Origin of the sequence: Nocardia higoensis (assembly GCF_015477835.1) — a bacterium.
Classification (GTDB): Bacteria; Actinomycetota; Actinomycetes; order Mycobacteriales; family Mycobacteriaceae; genus Nocardia; species Nocardia higoensis_A.
In genome coordinates this window covers 740,358-756,922 of record NZ_JADLQN010000002.1, presented here as the reverse complement: position 1 = coordinate 756,922, position 16,565 = coordinate 740,358, and the positions used below count along the sequence as shown (strand labels likewise).

The following is a 16,565-nucleotide window of genomic DNA, read 5'->3' as shown; positions in this document are numbered from 1 at the left end:
CCGATTAACTAACAATTCGTAACTCGAGCGGGAGGAGCGGATATGGGTGATCCGCGGCAGTACGTGGTGATCGGCGGCGGATTGGCGGGGCTGGCCTCGGCGGTCTGGTTGGCCGAGGCGGGAAAGCAGGTCACGCTGCTGGAACGGCGGGGCAGGCTGGGCGGGCGCGCGCATGCGATGAAAGTCGACGCGGTCGACGATCCGCCGGACAACGGTCAGCACGTGATCGCCAGCGGATACGAGCACCTCTTCCGCTACCTGACCAGCGTCGGCACCCGTGAGCACGTCGCCTTCCCCGACCGCTCCACCCTGCGCTGGCCCGACGGTCGCTCGGTGACCATGTCCACCAGCGGCCTCGGCGCGATCCGCACGCTCACCGGCCTGCACCCCGATACCGGACTGCTGGACCGGCTGCGCACCCTGCGGGCCACCGGGCTGCTGGTCTGGCAGGCCCTCAACCAGCCGCACGATCTGGCCGACCTCACCACCGCGCAGTGGTTCGACCGCATCGGCATGCCCGCCAAATCACGTGAGGCACTGTGGGACTGGCTGGCGCTCGGCATCGCCGCCGAGCCCGTCGAGATCGAGTCGGCGAAGGTGTTCGCCGATGTGATGGCCACCGGATTCCGGCTGGGCGCCAAGCATCTGCGCGCGGTCGAAATCGGCTACCCGACGACCGATCTGGACACCCTCTACGTCGACGGCGCGCTGAAGGTGTTCCAGGAACGCGGCGTGGAGGTGCGCTACCGGGCGGTGGCGCGGCGCATCCACATCACCGACGGCGAGGTCACCGGCGTGGCCATGGCCGACGGCTCGGTGGTGCCCGCCGACGCGGTGATCTGCGCGGTCCCCAACACCAATATCGGCGGCCTGCTCGACGATCTGCCCGAGCACGCCGAGATCTACGCCGCCGCGGACAAGCTGCATTACACCCCGATCGTCAGCACCAACCTGTACCTGGACCGGCCGCTGGGCACCACCGCCGAATTCGAGGCGCTGATCGGCGGCACCGGCGTCATCGACGAGGTGTTCGACCGGCAGCTGATGACCGGGCGCAGCACCGAGAAGGCCTGGCTGTACTGCTTGACCACCAGCGGCGCCTACGAGCAGATCCACAAGACCAACGCCGAGATCATCGCCGAGCAGATGGAGCTGCTGCGCCGCTACTACCCGGCCGCGGTCGAGGCGAAGGTCGTGCAGGGCCATGTGGTGCGCATGCCGAAGGCCACGTTCTCCCAGACCGTCGGCACCCACGCGCTGCGCCCACCGCAGCGCACCTCGGTGCCCTCGCTGGTGCTGGCGGGCGACTGGACTGCCACCGACTGGTCGGCCACCATGGAGAGCGCCGTTCAGAGCGCTGCCAAGGCGGTGGATCTCCTGCTGGCGCGACCATCGGTGCGGTGAATCCCGGATCGGGGGGCAAGCGCAAGCGGATGTCGGCCGCCGAGCGGCGCGATCAGTTGCTCGACGTCACCCGCGACATCGTGGTGGCCGAGGGCTTCGCCGCCGTCGGCATCGACCGGGTCGCACGCACTGCCGGCGTCGCACGCGCCTTGATCTACCAGCAGTTCGGCGACCTGGCCGGGCTGACCGCGGCACTGCTGGAACGCGAGACCAGGACCGCGTTCAGCGGCATGCTCACCGTGGACCGACCGGAGACCGACCCCGCGGGCGACTTCGATGTCGACGACATCGGGCGCGGCGTGCTCGCCTATGTGCACGCCGCGCCGGACAGCTGGCGCATCCTGCTCAGCCCGCCCGAGGGCGGGCCGCCACTGTTGCGCGAGCAGCTGGAGGTCGGCCGCAAGTTCGCTCGCGGGATCGGCGCCCGGCACCTGTCGCGCTACGCGGGCGTCCCCGTCGACCCGAACGGCACGACCACCCGGCTGGTGATGGCCTCGATCGACGAGCTGATCCGGCTGCACCTGGCCGACGCCGAAGCCTGTGACGACGAGACCGTGCTGCGGTACCTGCGAGCCATCATCGGCTGGGCGGTGCGCCTGGAGTCCGGCGAGCGCCGTTAGCCCTCGCCCGAGGTGCCGCCGAGCACCAGCACGTCCACGGCACCACCCACGTCCACGACGAGCGCGCTCACCCCGCGCGGGCGCTCAGCTCTCGACAGGCACCGGCTCGAGCAGTTCGGGGCGCGGTTCCGGCGCGGCGACCCGCAACGCGTCCGCGGAGGCGTCGTCGGGCTGCTTCTGCGATCGGATCTCGGCGTCGACGCGAGAGCGGTAGGTGGCGATCTCCCGTTCCGTCTCGGCCTCGTCCCAGCCGAGCACGGGCCCGATCAGCCGCGCGACCTCCTCGGCGCAGTCCGCGCCGCGGTGGGCGTATTCGATGGAGATACGCGTGCGCCTGGCCAGGACGTCGTCGAGGTGCAGCGCGCCCTCGGCGGTCGCCGCGTACAGCGCCTCGGCCCGCAGGTACGACGGCGCGGCCGCGATGGGATGCAGCAGGTCGGGAGCGTCCCCGGCGGCGGCGAGCACCTCGTCGATCAGCGAACCGTAGCGGTCGAGCAGATGCTTGACCCGATACGGGTGCAGGCCGTAGAGCTCGGCCAGTTGCACCGTCTGGTTGACCAGGGCGAAGTAGCCCTCCGCACCCAGCAGGGGGACCTTCTCGGTGATGCTCGGTGACACCCGGGCCGGAATGTCCTTGGCGGCCTCGTCCACCGCGTCGTAGGCCATCACCCGATAGGTGGTGTACTTGCCGCCCGCGATGGCGACCAGGCCGGGCGCGATCCGGGCGACCGCGTGCTCGCGGGACAGCTTCGAGGTCGAATCGCTCTCCCCGGCCAGCAGCGGGCGCAGCCCGGCGTACACGCCGGTGATGTCGTCGTGGGTGATCGGGGTGACCAGCACCTCGTTCACCCGGTCCAGCAGGTAGGCGATGTCGGCCTGCGTCGCGGCCGGATGGGCCAGATCGAGATTCCAGTCGGTGTCGGTGGTGCCGATGATCCAGTGCGCGCCCCACGGGATCACGAACAGCACCGAGGTCGCCGTCCGCAGGATCATGGCGGTATCGCTGACGATGCGGTCGCGCGGCACCACGATGTGCACACCCTTGGAGGCGCGCACCTGGAAGCGGCCCCTGGTCTTCGACAGCGCCTGCACCTCGTCGGTCCACACACCGGTGGCGTTGATCACCACGTGCGCCCGGACCTCGGCGGTGCGCCCGTCCTCGGTGTCGCGGATCTTCACCCCGCTCACCCGGTCGGCTTCGCGCAGGAAGCCGACGACCTGGGTGGAGGTGCGGATGACCGCGCCGTAGTGGGCGGCGGTGCGGGCGATGGTCATGGTGTGACGGGCGTCGTCGACGACGGTGTCGTAGTAGCTGACCCCGCCGATCAGTGCGTCGCGGCGCAGACCGGGCGCCAGGCGCAGCGCACCGTGCTTGGTCAGATGCCGTTGGCCGGGAACCGATTTCGATCCGCCCATGGTGTCGTAGAGGACCAGTCCGGCGGCCACGTAGGGGCGTTCCCAGCCGCGGTGGGTCAGCGGGTAGAGGAAGCGCAACGGCTTCACCAGGTGCGGCGACAGGGTGGACAGGGCGAGTTCGCGTTCGCGCAGCGCCTCGCGCACCAGGCCGAACTCGAGCTGCTCCAGATAGCGCAACCCACCGTGGAACATCTTCGACGACCTGCTCGACGTGCCGGAGGCCAGGTCGCGCGCCTCCACCAGCGCCACGTCCAGGCCACGGGTGGCCGCGTCCAGCGCGATGCCCGCGCCGACCACGCCGCCACCGACGACCACCACGTCGAAGTGCTCCTTGCCGAGCCGATCCCAGGCCGTGCGGCGCTGCTCGGGGCCGAGCAACTGCGATTGCGGTTTCTTGGTCATGCTCGACTCCTCCAGCGACTGGTCTGCGAGCGCGTGATGTCGGCGGTCGGTTTCCACGGGCGATTCTTCTCCAGGCTAGGCAATCGGGACACCCCGGGACACCCTCCGCCGCGATGCCCCGCCGCGTCCCGGCAGGGACAACACGACGGTAACTCCGATGCCCGGCCCGCCGCTGTGCGCGTCGATGTGATCCCCACCATCCCGGCCGTTGCGTATTCTGCGTCCATGCGTCGGTATGTGGCCGCCCTCGATCAAGGTACGACCTCGAGCAAATGCATCGTCTTCGACCGCGGCGGGCGCGTCGTCGGCGTCGCCCAGCGCGAACACGAGCAGATCTTCCCCCGTCCCGGCTGGGTCGAGCACGACGCCGGGACCATCTGGCGCAACGCCGAACTCGTGCTCGCCGAGGCACTCGGCAGGCTCGACCTGAGCCACGAGGACATCGCCGCCCTCGGCATCACCAACCAGCGCGAGACCACCGTGGTGTGGGAGCGCGCCACCGGTGCGCCGATCCACAACGCGATCGTCTGGCAGGACATCCGCACCGACCGGCTGGTCACCGAGCTCGGCGGCGACCAGGGCCCGGCCCGCTACCAGGACCGCACCGGCCTGCCGCTGTCGACCTACTTCTCCGGGCCGAAACTGCGCTGGATCCTCGACACCGTGCCCGGGGCCAGAGCACGCGCCGAGGCGGGCGAGCTGTGTTTCGGGACGGTGGACAGCTGGCTGCTGTGGAACCTGACCGGCGAGCACGTCACCGATGTCACCAACGCCTCGCGCACCATGCTGATGGATCTGCGCACCCAGCAGTGGGACGAGGAGATCTGCGCGGATTTCCGGGTACCGCTCGCGATGCTGCCGCGCATCGCCAGTTCCTCGGAGGTCTACGGCGAGATCACGGTGGGGCCGCTGGCGGGCGTACCGGTGGCAGGCATCCTCGGCGACCAGCAGGCCGCCACCTTCGGGCAGGCCTGCCTGTCCCCCGGCGAGGCCAAGAACACCTACGGCACCGGCAATTTCATGCTGCTGAACACCGGAACCACCCCGGTGTTCAGCAAGCACGGGCTGCTCACCACCGTCTGCTACCGGCTCGGCGACCAGCCCGCCGTCTACGCGCTGGAAGGTTCGATCGCGGTCACCGGTTCGCTGGTGCAGTGGCTGCGCGACAACCTCGGCCTGATCTCCTCGGCCGAGGAGATCGAACCGCTGGCCCGCAGTGTCGCCGACAACGGCGGTGCCTACATCGTGCCCGCCTTCTCCGGCCTGTTCGCGCCGCGCTGGCGGCCGGACGCGCGCGGGGTGATCGCCGGGCTGACCCGCTTCGTCACCAAGGCGCACCTGGCGCGCGCGGTGCTCGAGTCCACCGCGTTCCAGACCCGTGAGGTGGTCGACGCCATGCGCGCCGACGCCGAATCCCAGCGACTGGACCTGGAGTTGACCACCTTGAAGGTCGACGGCGGCATGACCGGCAACGAGCTGCTCATGCAGTTCCAGTCCGACATCCTCGACGTGCCCGTCGTGCGCCCGGTCGTCGCCGAGACCACGGCGCTCGGCGCGGCCTACGCGGCGGGACTCGCGGTCGGGTTCTGGTCGGGCACCGACGACATCCTGGCGAACTGGGAAGCCGAGACCACCTGGCTGCCCGCCATGTCCGAGCAGGAGCGGGAAGCCCATCTCGGCGCCTGGAACAAGGCGGTCGAACGCACCTACAACTGGATGGACTGAGCGGAAGCGATCAGGCGCTCTGGGCCGCGTGCGCCTTCGCCAGCCGCGCGACCGCTTCCTCGAGCACGGGCGGGGCCGAGGTGGTGAAGCACATCCGCATCGAGCCCCGGTAGCCCGCGCCGGTAGCGAAAGCCGTGCCGGGCACGTAGGCCACGCCGGCCGCGAGGGCGCCGGAGAGCATCCGCTGGGTGTCGGTGCCGTCGGTGAAATCGGCCCACACGAACATGCCGCCCGCCGCGTCGGTGCAGACCACACGCTCGCCGAAGGTGGTGCGCACCGCGTTCACCAGTGCCCCGGCCCTGGTGCCGTAGCTTTCGCGCACCAGGTCCACATGCCCGGACAGCCACGCTTCGTCGGCCAGCAGATCGGCGGCGATCTGCTGGGTCAGCGCCGAACCGCACAGATCCGCGCCCTGCTTGAGCAGCTCGACCGCCCGGCACACCTCCTCGGGCGCGACCATCCAACCGACGCGCAGGGTCGGCGCGAGGATCTTGGAGGCGCTGCTCAGCCGGATCACCTGCCGCGAGTAGGAGGCCACCGGCGCCGGGGCGGGCGTGTCGAACCACAGTTCGCCATAGGGGTCGTCCTCGACGACCCAGAACCCGTACCGCTGCGCGAGCTCGGCCAGTTCGGCGCGGCGGGCCGGGCTCATCGTCACCCCGCCGGGATTGTGGAAATTGCTGACCGTGTGCACCACGGCCGGGCGCTCGCCGGAGGCCAGCAGTTCGCGCAGCGCATCCATCCGCATACCGTCGGCGTCCAGCGGAACAGCGACGATGCGCGCGCCCGCGGCCCGGAACACCTGCAGCGCGCCGACGTAGGCGGGGTCCTCGACGACCACCAGCGCGCCCGGATCGAGCAACACCTCGGCCAGCAGTGACAGCGCCTGCTGCGAGCCGTGGGTGACGAAGACCTCCGCGACCGGCACCGACCGGCCCAGCCGCGCGGACTCCCGCTCGGCCAGCACCGCCCGCAGCGGGCCCCAGCCGGGTGACTCGGTGTACTGCAGGCAGCCGGGACCGCTCAGGGCGGCCGCGGCGGCCTCCGCGATGCGCTCGCGCGGCATGAGCTCGGCGTCGGGAAGGCCGCCCGCCAAGCTGATGATCTGCGGATCGGCGGTGAGTTTCAGCAGGTCACGAATGGCCGAGCTCTGCAGACCGGCGAGCTTGGCGGACAGCGACGGCAACGTCGACGACATCGGGACCTCCGGGAGATGCCACGGAACGGGATGCCTCCATCGTTTCACATCCTCAACCAGGATATGAAACAGCCTTCCCGAATAGTGGGATCACGCGCGGCCGTCGATAGCGGTCACCAAGATCCTTCCCGCACGCTCCACCGTGGTCACACGCTGCGGATACACCGTGGTGGTGCCGTCCGGCCGATGCTCGGTGAGGTCGACGTCGAAGGTGTCCGAAGCCACTTCGGTGATCCGTAGGCAGTGCGTGGTCCCCACCGGGATCTGCTCGTCGATCGCCTTCTGGATGATCGGCGCGCTGGAGATGTTGGCGGCGTCGGCGGCGACGAAATCGCGCACCCGCTCACCGTCGCGCTCGACATAGAACGCGTACTGGAAGCCCAGGATGGCGTCCGCCCCACTGGCCGTGGAGCCCTGACCGTTGCCGACGACGACCTTGCCGCTGCGGTTGGGCGGACAGCTCAACGCGGCGGTGGAGTACGGTCCCGACGCCCGGCCGGTCTCGTCGTTGCCGCTGAGCGAGACGATGGTGACCACGAGCGCGATCAGCAGCACCACCACGATCGCGATACCGATCAGCATCTTGCGGGTCGAGATGTGCTGCGCGGGCCCGGAGCCGGAGCCGCCACCGGTGCCGGTGACCGCGGGCTTGGGCGCCAGGCGCTTGGCGATCGGATCCTCGGCCCACGACAGGCCGGGGGGCGACCCCACGTCCGCGGGCGGTTTCGGAACGTCGCCCGACTCGGTCGGGCTGTTCCACCACCGCTGCGAACCACCCTGCGGCTTGGCCACCGACGGCTTGCTCGCGGTCGCGGCGGTGTCGGTGGAGTAGCGCACGGTCTCGTCCACGGAGACATCGCGCTCGGCGTCCGTCTGCGCGGCGACCGGGGCGGCGGCGAACCCGGAGCTGTCCGGCGCGCGGAACGGGTCGGCTGTGGGCGCGCCGAATGTCACGGTCGGGTCGGCGGGCGCGGGCCGAGATGCGGGCGGCGGTACCGGAACAGCAGCCGCCGGGGGCGGCGAGCCGTCGGCGGGGCGCCAACCGATCTCCGGGGTATCGGCCGGGGGTTTCCACATCGGCCCTGTCTCCGCCAGGGACGGGCCGCCGAACTCGTCCACCGGCGGACCGAAATCGCCGACGGGCGGACCGAAGTCGCCGACCGGAGGACCGAAATCACCTACCGGCGGACCGAATTGCGATCCCTGCCGGTCGGTGTCGCGATCCTTCGCGTCATCCTCGGAAACCACACGAATCCTCTCCCCGGGAACACGCGGGTGGGGCGGCCGTTACCGACCGCCCCACCCTCGAAGCATCCCGTTCAGTACTGGAACGAACCACCCCACTGGGTGGTCACGCCTGCGACGTTCAGCGTCTGCGGCGCGACGTCGCCCGCGGGGACGAGCGGCGGAAGTTTAACCTGTGCGGCCGCTTCGAGCGCGGCGGCTCCGCCCGGCTGCGCCGCGATCCAGGACTCCACCGCGGCCTTGGCCGCGTTGACCTGGGTGGTGTCGAGCACGAACTCGCTCTTGTTGTCGGCCAGACCCGCCCCACCGGTGTAGGTGGTGACCTTGACGGTGTTCACATCGATGAACTCCACCGACGCGCCCGCCTCACCGGCTCCGGTCGGCGTGGAGTAGCCGATGGTGCCGACGTAGCCCGCGTCGTTGCTGAAGTGGTGGGTGTTGGCGACGTAACCGGGCAGCAGCGCGCCGCCGTCGACGTTGGCGCCGATCTCCTGGTGCGGGCCCGTCATCTCGACGACCGGCGCGGCGGGTGCCGAGTCCAGGCGCGGGGCCGACCAGCGCGGCTCCTGCACGAGGGTGTCCGACTCCGACGGCGTGCCCGGCTCGGCGGGGACGCCGGCCTGCGGCCGCGGCTGCGTGGTTCCCGGCTCCGCGCCCTCGTTTCCGTCGGCGGCACCCGGCTCGGCCTGCTCGGCGCCGGGCTTGTCGCTCTCGGGCTTGTCGGTCTCGGGCTTGTCGGTGCCGTCCTCCGGGGTGGCGGCGGGCTGCGGAGCGTCGGCCTGACCCGGCACCGGCAGCGGCGCGACGCGCGGGGTGGTGACACCCGGCTGCGTCGGCGTGGCCAGCTTCGGATCCTTCGGCGGCTCCGGCATCACCTGGTCCTGCTCCGGCGTGGTCACGCCGGGCTGACTGGGAGTCGGCTTGCTCTCCGGCTTGTTCTTCTTCTCTTCCTGCTCCTGGCTGCCCTGCTCGGGCTGCGCGGTGCCGGGCTGCGATCCGCCCTGCGGCGCGTCGTTGGTCCCCGGCTGCACCGGAGCCGGCGTGGCCGGTGTGGTCGGATCGTTCGGAACGGCCCCCGCCGGCGACGCGAACAGGGTAGCCACGGCAGCGGCGGTGGCCAACGGCAACGACGTGCTGGCCATCGCTCGCTGCGCCCGACTCGGCTTACGATGCTTCACTTTTCGCCAATCCCTTCCCGGGTACGCCCGCGAATTCGGCCGCACTCAGTTGTCCCTCGCGAGACGCGCCGGATCGCCGAATGACCGAGGGCCATTTCTCGTTCGGCTCGGAAAGGACCATCCCCCCACACCAGAACCCCATGGCGACCCACTCGATCGCATCTCTCGCGAGCGAGTCAACCACACCACTGCCGTCGCTGGCAACGCGGCGAAAGCCCCCGCGCCGCCAGCGATATCGGCGATCTCCCGCGGTTGTCAGTCCAGGTCGTCGTGGCGCATGAGCAGGCGCGCCGCCTCGGTGACCGACCCGGTGAGCGAGGGGTAAACGGAGAATGTCTGGGCGAGGTCGTTGACGGTCAGATTGTTCTGCACCGCCAGCGCGATCGGCAGGATCAACTCGGAGGCGATCGGTGCCACCACCACGCCACCGATCACCACGCCGGTGGCCGGACGGCAGAAGATCTTGACGAAACCCCTTCGCAGGCCCGACATCTTGGCACGCGGATTGGTGTTCAACGGCAACATGACCGTGCGGGCGGGCACCTCACCGTTGTCGATCGCGGTCTGGCTGACCCCGACGGTCGCGATCTCCGGACGCGTGAACACCGCGGAGGCAACGGTCTTGAGCCGGATCGGGCTGACCCCTTCGCCGAGCGCGTGATACATCGCGATGCGGCCCTGCATGGCCGCGACCGAGGCCAGCGGCAACAGGCCGGTGCAGTCGCCCGCGGCGTACACACCCGACACCCCGGTCCGTGACACCCGGTCCACCCGCAGGTAACCACCCTTGTCGAGTTCGACGCCGACCTTCTCCAGTCCCAGATCCCCGGTGTTGGGAGTGGAGCCGACGGTCATCAGCGCGTGCGTGCCCGCGACGGTGCGCCCGTCGGCCAGCTTGACCACGATGCCGTCGGCGGTGCGCTCGACCGCGTCCGCGCGGGCATGCTTGACCAGCTCGACGCCGCGCTCGGCCAGCGCCTCCTCCAACACCAGGGCGGCATCGGCGTCCTCGCCGGGCAGCACTCTGTCACGGCTGGAGACGAGCTTCACCTGCACGCCCATTTCGGTGTAGGCGGAGACGAATTCGGCGCCGGTCACGCCGGAACCGACCACTACCAGCGTTTCCGGCAGCTCACGCAGGTCGTAGAGCTGGCGCCAGGTCAGGATGCGCTCGCCGTCGGGTTCGGCGCCCGGCAGCACGCGCGGGCTGGCGCCGGTGGCGATCAGGACCACCTCGGCGTCGATCTCGCGATCGCGCCCGTCGGAGGTCTCCACCCGGATGCGGTGCGGAGAACGCCCGGGCGCGGGCTCGGTGAACCGCGCCTTGCCGGAGAGCAAGGTCACACCCGCCGACTGCAGCTTGGAGCGGATGTCGGAGGACTGGGCCAGCGCGAGCGCCTTGACCCGCGCGTGGACCTCGGGCAACTGCACAGCGGCCTGGTCGGGATCGAGGGTGATGCCGAGGCCGCGGGCCCGGCGCAGGTCGGTACGCATGCCGGTGGAGGCGATGAAGGTCTTCGAGGGCACACAGTCCCACAGCACGCAGGCACCGCCGATGCCGTCCCGATCGATCAGCGTCACCTGGGCGCCGTGCTGCGCCGCCACCAGCGCGGCCTCGTAGCCCGCCGGTCCGCCGCCGATGATCGCGATTCGGGTCATGGGTACTTCCCTTTCGGCTCGTCGAACCGGGATCTCCGGTATGAGGTTCACGGTAATCGCCGGGCCGGTGTCGGCTTCACCACACACCCGCGCGGTGGATGCGCGGCGAACTGTGACCCGGGCAAGCTAACCTTTGCAACGTGCCGATTTACGCCGCTTACGGGTCGAACATGGACTCGTCGCAGATGCTCGAGCGCTGTCCGCACTCCCCCATGTCCGGGACCGGCTGGTTGGAGGGCTGGCGGCTGACCTTCGCCGGTGACGACATCGGTTGGGAGGGCCCGCTGGCGACGGTGGTGGAAGACCCGAACTCCCGCGTCTTCGTCGTGCTCTACGACGTCTCGCCCGAGGACGAGCAGCGGCTGGACCGGTGGGAGGGCTCCGATTTCGGAATCCACAAGAAGATCCGGCTACGGGTGACGCCGAGCCCCGGCAGCGGCACCGAACCGCGCCTGGCCTGGCTCTACGTCCTGGACGCCTACGAAGGCGGCCTACCCTCGGCCCGCTACCTCGGCGTGATGGCGGACGCGGCCGAGAAGGCGGGCGCTCCCGCCGACTACGTGCACGCCCTGCGCACCAGGAACAGCCGCAACGTCGGACCGGGCAACTTCTCGGTCTGAGACCGGCGACACGAGCCCGGCGGTCCCGCGGCGGGACCGCCGGGCTCGTGTCTGTCCGCGCTCAGCAGTGCGGATTCAGCACCAGATTGGTGAACAACCGGACCCCCACGGCCAGCGCTCGCTCGTCGATGTCGAAGGTGGGCTGATGCAGGTCGAGCTGTTCGCCCTCACCGGACCACACGCCCAGTCGCGCCATCGCGCCGGGCACTTCCTCGAGATACCAGGAGAAGTCCTCGCCACCGCCGGACTGCGGGGTGTCGGCCAGCGCGTCGGGACCGAGCGCCCGGATCGCGCGCTCGAACCACCGGGTCGAGTGCTCGTCGTTGACCACCGGCGGCACGCCGCGCCGATAGTTCAACTGGTAGCGCACGCCGGTGGGCGCGAGCAGCCCGTCGACGATCTCGTGCACCATCGGCTCGAGCAGCGACCAGGTCGCGTGGTCGCCGGTGCGGACGGTGCCGGTGAGCATTCCGGTCTGCGGGATCGCGTTCGGCGCCTTGCCCGCCGACACCGCGCCCCACACCATCACGGTGCTGGTCCTGGGATCGATGCGCCGGCTGAGCAGGCCGGGCAGGCCGGTGATGACCGTGCCGATGGCGTAGACCAGGTCGCTGGTCAGGTGCGGGCGCGAGGTGTGCCCGCCGGGCGAGTCGAGCACCAGCTCGACGGTGTCGGCAGCCGAGGTGATCGCGCCCACCCGCACACCGACCCGGCCGACCTCGAGGCGCGGATCGCAGTGCACCGCGAAGATGCGGTCCACCCCGGCCGTCGCACCGGCCGCCACCATGTCGATCGCGCCGCCCGGCATGACCTCCTCGGCAGGCTGGAAGACCAGCCGCACACCGACCGGCAGCTCGGGCACCTGGGCCAAGGCCAGGGCGGTGCCGAGCAGGATGGTGGTGTGCGCGTCGTGACCGCAGGCGTGCGAGACGCCGGGCACGGTCGAGGAGTAGGGCCGGCCGGTGAACTCCTGCAGCGGCAGTGCGTCGATGTCGGCGCGCAACGCGATGCGTGGCGCCGAGTCGGTGTCGGGGCCGATATCGCACAGCAGTCCGGTGCCGCCGGGAATTCGGCGGGGAGTCAGCCCGGCTTCGGTCAACCGTTCCTCGAGGAACTCCGTGGTGGCGAACTCGGTGCGGGACAGTTCCGGGTGGGCGTGGATGTGCCTGCGCCACCGGATCAGCTCGGCGCCGTGGGCGGCCAGCCACTTCTCGATCACGGGATGCCCGCCGGGCGAGAGAGCCTGCACCGGTTCCGCGTCCGGGGCCTCGGCCGCGGTGGCGGTGCTCGTGTCCGTCGCCGGGGTGTCCGTCGCCGGGCCTTCCGCGGTCACGCATGCGCCCGCGCCCGCGGGGCTGTGCGCATGCTCGAGGGACCGGCCGAGATCGTTCACCGAAATTCCTCCTGTCGTCGGGCCAGACGCTGCAACAGACTCTCTCTGTGGTGTTCATCGCGGGCAACGGCGATCGCGGTACGCGCGAGCGCGAGCGCGCCGTCGGTCACCGCACGGTCGGCCGAGGCGTTGACGGCGGCCGTGGCGAACCCCGGCTGATGCGTCACCGCCCCATCGGTGTCTATGGCGATGACCGGATGGATGCCCGGGATCACGTTGGTGACGTTGCCCATGTCGGTACTGCCGAGCGGTCGCCGCGCCTCGAGATCCGCGGTGATCGGTACCCGGCCCAGGCCGGCGATCTGTTCGCGATAGACCGCCAGCAGACCGGGGTCGGGCGTGAGCTCGGTGTAGGTGGGCGCCACCGTCCGGATCTCGTGCGTACAACCGGTCGCGAGGGCGCCCGCCTCGAAGCAGGCCGAGGCTCGTCGCATCAGGTCGTCGAGCGACGCGGAGTCGGCTGCGCGCAGGTAGTACAGCAGTTCCGCATGGCCGGGCACGATGTTCGGGGCCACACCACCGTCGCTGATTATACCGTGCAGTTGCTGGCCGGGCCGCAGGTGCTGACGCAGCAAACCCAGCGCCACCTGCGCGACCGTCGCCGCGTCGCCCGCGTTGCGGCCCTGATCCGGCGCGGCGCTGGCGTGGGCCTCCTTGCCGTGGAACCGGACCGCGATGTCGGCCAGCGCCAGCGAGTGCGCTCCCGCGATCTCCAGCGGGCCGGGATGGACCATCATCGCCAGCGCGATGTCGTCGAAGACGCCCGCCTCGAGCATGAGCACCTTGCCGCCGCCGCTCTCCTCGGCGGGCGTGCCGAGCACGACCACGGTGAGGTCGAGCGCGTCGGCGACCTCGGCGAGTCCGAGCGCGGCGCCCACCGCCGCGGCGGCGATGATGTTGTGCCCGCACGCGTGCCCGATCTCGGGCAGCGCGTCGTACTCGGCGCACAGGCCGACGGTCAGTGCGCCGCTGCCGTACTCGGCGCGGAAGGCGGTCGGCAGGCCCGCCACCTCGCGGCGGATGGTGAAGCCGCGCTCGGCCAGTGGTTCGACGACCTTGGCGACGCTGCGCTGTTCGGCGAAGGCCAGTTCCGGTTCGGCGTGCAGCGCGTGCGAGAGAGCGACCAGCCGTGGTCCGGCCGCGAGCACCGCCGCGTCGGCACGCACGACGGCGTCGAGCCGGGCCGGATCGGCGGGAGGCGGTAGTGGCATGGCACACAGTCTGGCACTGCGCGCGGTGCGCGGCGCGGTACGTACCCGGCAGGCGGGTCGCCCGCCCCGGCGCGACAGGACGCCGCCAGGACGGCGATACTGGTGCCATGCTTGCCGAACAGGCCGCCGCAGCGATCGCCGAACGGACCGGAGCGCCGCGCCATCGCGTCGCGGTGGTGCTCGGATCGGGGTGGCAGGCCGCCGCCGCCGAACTCGGCGCCCCCACCGCCTCGGTGCCCATGCCCGAACTGCCCGGCTTCGGGACGCCGACGGCGCAGGGTCATGTGCCCGTGCTGCATTCGGTCCCCGTCGGCGGCGACCAGGTGCTCGTGCTGATGGGGCGCCAGCACCTCTACGAGGGCTACTCCCCCGCCGAGGTGGTCCACCCGGTCACCGCGGCGGTGGCGGCGGGCGCGGAGATCATCGTGCTGACCAACGCCGCGGGCGGCATCCGCCCCGGCCTGAGCGTGGGCGAGCCGGTGCTGATCGCCGATCACCTGAACCTGACCGGCCGTTCCCCGCTGGCGGGGGCCGCGTTCGTGGATCTCGTCGACGCCTGGGACCCGGGGCTGCGCGCACTGGCCCGCGAGGTCGACCCCGGCCTCACCGAAGGGGTGTACGCGGGACTGACCGGACCGCAATACGAGACGCCCGCCGAGATCCGCATGCTCGCCACCCTGGGCGCCGACCTGGTCGGTATGTCCACGGTGCTCGAGGCGATCGCCTGCCGCTCGCTCGGGGTGCGTCTGCTCGGGCTCTCCCTGGTGACCAACCTGGCCGCGGGCGTGACCGGTGAACACCTCTCGCACGCCGAGGTGCTGGCCGAGGGTGCGGCCGCCGCGCCGCGCCTGGGCAAACTGCTGCGCGGCGTGCTGGAACGGCTGTAGATGCTGCGCTTCGGTACCGCGGGACTGCGTGGCCCGCTGCGCGATGGCCCCGACGGGATGAACGCCGACACCGTCGCCCGCGCCACCGCCGGGGTGACCGCCTGGCTGCGCGAGCGTTGCCTCGGCGGTGGCCGGGTGGTCGTCGGGCGCGACGCCAGACACGGCTCGGCGGAGTTCGCGACCGTCACCGCGGAGATCTTCCAGGCCGCGGGCTTTCCCGTGACGCTGTTGCCGCGACCGCTGCCCACCCCGGTGCTCGCCTACGCGGTGCGCGCGTCGGGGGCGGTGGCCGGGGTTCAGATCACCGCCTCGCACAATCCCGCCTCCGACAACGGCTACAAGCTGTACCTGGACGGCGGCTCACAGCTGATCGCCCCCGCCGACACCGAGATCGAACGCTGCATCGACGCCGCCGCGCCGCCGTTCGCCCGCAGCCACGTCCGGCCCGCGGACGACACCCTGCTGCGCGACTATCTGGCGCGGGTCGCCGAACTGCCCTCGCGCATCGGCGGCGACGGACCACGCGCGCCGATCCGGATCGCGGTGACCCCGCTGCACGGCGTGGGCGGCGAGACGGTGCTGCGCGCGCTGTCGGCGGCCGGATTCGCCGATGTGCACGTCGTGGCCGAACAGTTCGACCCCGACCCGGACTTCCCGACCGTGGCCTTCCCCAACCCCGAGGAACCCGGCGCCGCCGATCTGCTGCTGGCGACCGCGCGGCGGGTGGACGCCGATCTGGCCATCGCCCTCGACCCCGACGCCGACCGGTGCGCCATCGGGGTGCCGGGCCCCGGCGGATGGCGGATGCTGCGCGGTGACGAGACCGGCGTGCTGCTCGCCGACCGGGTACTGCGCACCGCCGGGCCGGACGCGCTGGTGGCCACCACGATCGTGTCCTCCCGGCTGTTGTCGAAGCTGGCGGCGGCGCGGGGGGCCCGCTACGCGGAGACGCCGACCGGGTTCAAATGGCTGGCCCGCGCCGGTGACGGCCTGGTCTACGCCTACGAGGAGGCGATCGGGCACTGCGTCGACCCGTCGGTGGTGCGCGACAAGGACGGCATCTCCGCGGCGGTGCTGGCCGCCGACATGACGGCCGCCGTCAAGGCCCGTGGACGTACGCTGTGGGACGAACTGGACGACTACGCGCTGTCCTTCGGTCTGCACGCGGGCGATCAGGTCTCGCTGCGCCTGGCCGACGCGGACGCCGCGGTATCGGTGGTCGCCCGCCTGCGCGCCACCCCGCCGGAGGTGATCGCGGGTGAGCCGATGCGCTTCACCGACCAACTCCTGGCGCGCGGCCGGATGCGGACCGACGCGTTGATCTTCGAAGGCGAGCGGTCGCGTGTGGTGATCCGGCCGTCCGGGACCGAACCGAAACTCAAGTGCTACCTGGAGGTCGTCCTGCCGGTGTCCGGCCGCGCGGATCTCCCGCACGCCGAAGACGCGGCACGGCGACGACTTTCGGAGCTGGCCGAGTTCTGCCGAGCGCTCTGATCCGGCCCCCGACGGCGGCCTCCCCGCCGCACCGTGGCGGCGCGACGAGTCGATCGGCCGGAAAATCGTTCCGGCCGAGCGGATCCGAGGCGGCGAACCAGCCGCGGGGGCAC

Annotated in this window: 13 protein-coding genes; 6 read left to right on the top strand and 7 right to left on the bottom strand. The window is 71.2% G+C overall.

Going from position 1 to position 16,565, the window contains the following annotated elements; all coding sequences use genetic code 11:
* The first annotated feature begins 42 nt into the window (after positions 1–42).
* Both hpnE and IU449_RS17390 read left to right on the top strand, forming a co-directional pair.
* A complete protein-coding gene (gene hpnE / locus IU449_RS17395) occupies positions 43–1,404 on the top strand; it encodes a hydroxysqualene dehydroxylase HpnE (RefSeq protein ID WP_195003094.1) in 1,362 nt (453 codons plus the stop codon).
* On the top strand, positions 1,401–2,024 hold the full coding sequence (locus tag IU449_RS17390; protein ID WP_324188292.1) for a TetR/AcrR family transcriptional regulator: 624 nt from the start codon (positions 1,401–1,403) through the stop codon (positions 2,022–2,024). Before hpnE ends, IU449_RS17390 begins: the two co-directional genes overlap by 4 nt.
* An 84-nt stretch (positions 2,025–2,108) precedes the next feature.
* Here the strand turns inward: IU449_RS17390 and IU449_RS17385 are convergent, their stop codons facing one another.
* Positions 2,109–3,842, bottom strand: a complete 1,734-nt coding sequence (locus tag IU449_RS17385; RefSeq protein WP_195003093.1) for a glycerol-3-phosphate dehydrogenase/oxidase — start codon at positions 3,840–3,842, stop codon at positions 2,109–2,111.
* A 225-nt stretch (positions 3,843–4,067) separates the two neighbouring features.
* On the opposite strand from IU449_RS17385, the gene glpK reads away from it, so the two are divergent.
* Positions 4,068–5,567, top strand: a complete 1,500-nt coding sequence (gene glpK / locus IU449_RS17380) for a glycerol kinase GlpK (RefSeq protein ID WP_195003092.1) — start codon at positions 4,068–4,070, stop codon at positions 5,565–5,567.
* Between the two features lie 10 nt (positions 5,568–5,577).
* On the opposite strand, the gene IU449_RS17375 is transcribed toward glpK, so the two are convergent.
* The 4 genes from IU449_RS17375 to IU449_RS17360 form a co-directional block, all read right to left on the bottom strand.
* The gene (locus IU449_RS17375) at positions 5,578–6,765 is read right to left on the bottom strand and encodes a PLP-dependent aminotransferase family protein (RefSeq protein WP_195003091.1); all 1,188 of its coding nucleotides are present in this window, start codon (positions 6,763–6,765) and stop codon (positions 5,578–5,580) included.
* A gap of 90 nt (positions 6,766–6,855) precedes the next feature.
* On the bottom strand, positions 6,856–8,013 hold the full coding sequence (locus IU449_RS17370; RefSeq protein ID WP_228804797.1) for a hypothetical protein: 1,158 nt from the start codon (positions 8,011–8,013) through the stop codon (positions 6,856–6,858).
* A gap of 71 nt (positions 8,014–8,084) precedes the next feature.
* Positions 8,085–9,152, bottom strand: coding sequence for a hypothetical protein (locus tag IU449_RS17365; protein ID WP_228804795.1), 1,068 nt, complete (start codon positions 9,150–9,152; stop codon positions 8,085–8,087).
* Between the two features lie 291 nt (positions 9,153–9,443).
* Positions 9,444–10,847 (bottom strand): NAD(P)H-quinone dehydrogenase, encoded by a 1,404-nt coding sequence (locus IU449_RS17360; protein ID WP_195003090.1) that lies wholly within the window; start codon positions 10,845–10,847, stop codon positions 9,444–9,446.
* A 140-nt stretch (positions 10,848–10,987) separates the two neighbouring features.
* Here IU449_RS17360 and IU449_RS17355 point away from each other — a divergent pair, with 140 nt between their 5' ends.
* Positions 10,988–11,467, top strand: coding sequence for a gamma-glutamylcyclotransferase (locus IU449_RS17355; protein ID WP_195003089.1), 480 nt, complete (start codon positions 10,988–10,990; stop codon positions 11,465–11,467).
* Positions 11,468–11,528: 61 nt separating this feature from the next.
* Here the strand turns inward: IU449_RS17355 and IU449_RS17350 are convergent, their stop codons facing one another.
* Both IU449_RS17350 and IU449_RS17345 read right to left on the bottom strand, forming a co-directional pair.
* Positions 11,529–12,683: a M20 family metallopeptidase gene (locus IU449_RS17350; protein ID WP_195003262.1), complete on the bottom strand. Its 1,155-nt coding sequence runs from the start codon at positions 12,681–12,683 to the stop codon at positions 11,529–11,531.
* A 173-nt stretch (positions 12,684–12,856) separates the two neighbouring features.
* Positions 12,857–14,071: a M20 family metallopeptidase gene (locus tag IU449_RS17345; protein WP_195003088.1), complete on the bottom strand. Its 1,215-nt coding sequence runs from the start codon at positions 14,069–14,071 to the stop codon at positions 12,857–12,859.
* Positions 14,072–14,178: 107 nt separating this feature from the next.
* On the opposite strand from IU449_RS17345, the gene IU449_RS17340 reads away from it, so the two are divergent.
* Together IU449_RS17340 and IU449_RS17335 are read left to right on the top strand one after the other, a co-directional pair.
* Positions 14,179–14,958: a purine-nucleoside phosphorylase gene (locus IU449_RS17340; protein WP_195003087.1), complete on the top strand. Its 780-nt coding sequence runs from the start codon at positions 14,179–14,181 to the stop codon at positions 14,956–14,958.
* Positions 14,959–16,452: a phospho-sugar mutase gene (locus tag IU449_RS17335; RefSeq protein ID WP_195003086.1), complete on the top strand. Its 1,494-nt coding sequence runs from the start codon at positions 14,959–14,961 to the stop codon at positions 16,450–16,452.
* Positions 16,453–16,565: the final 113 nt, after the last annotated feature.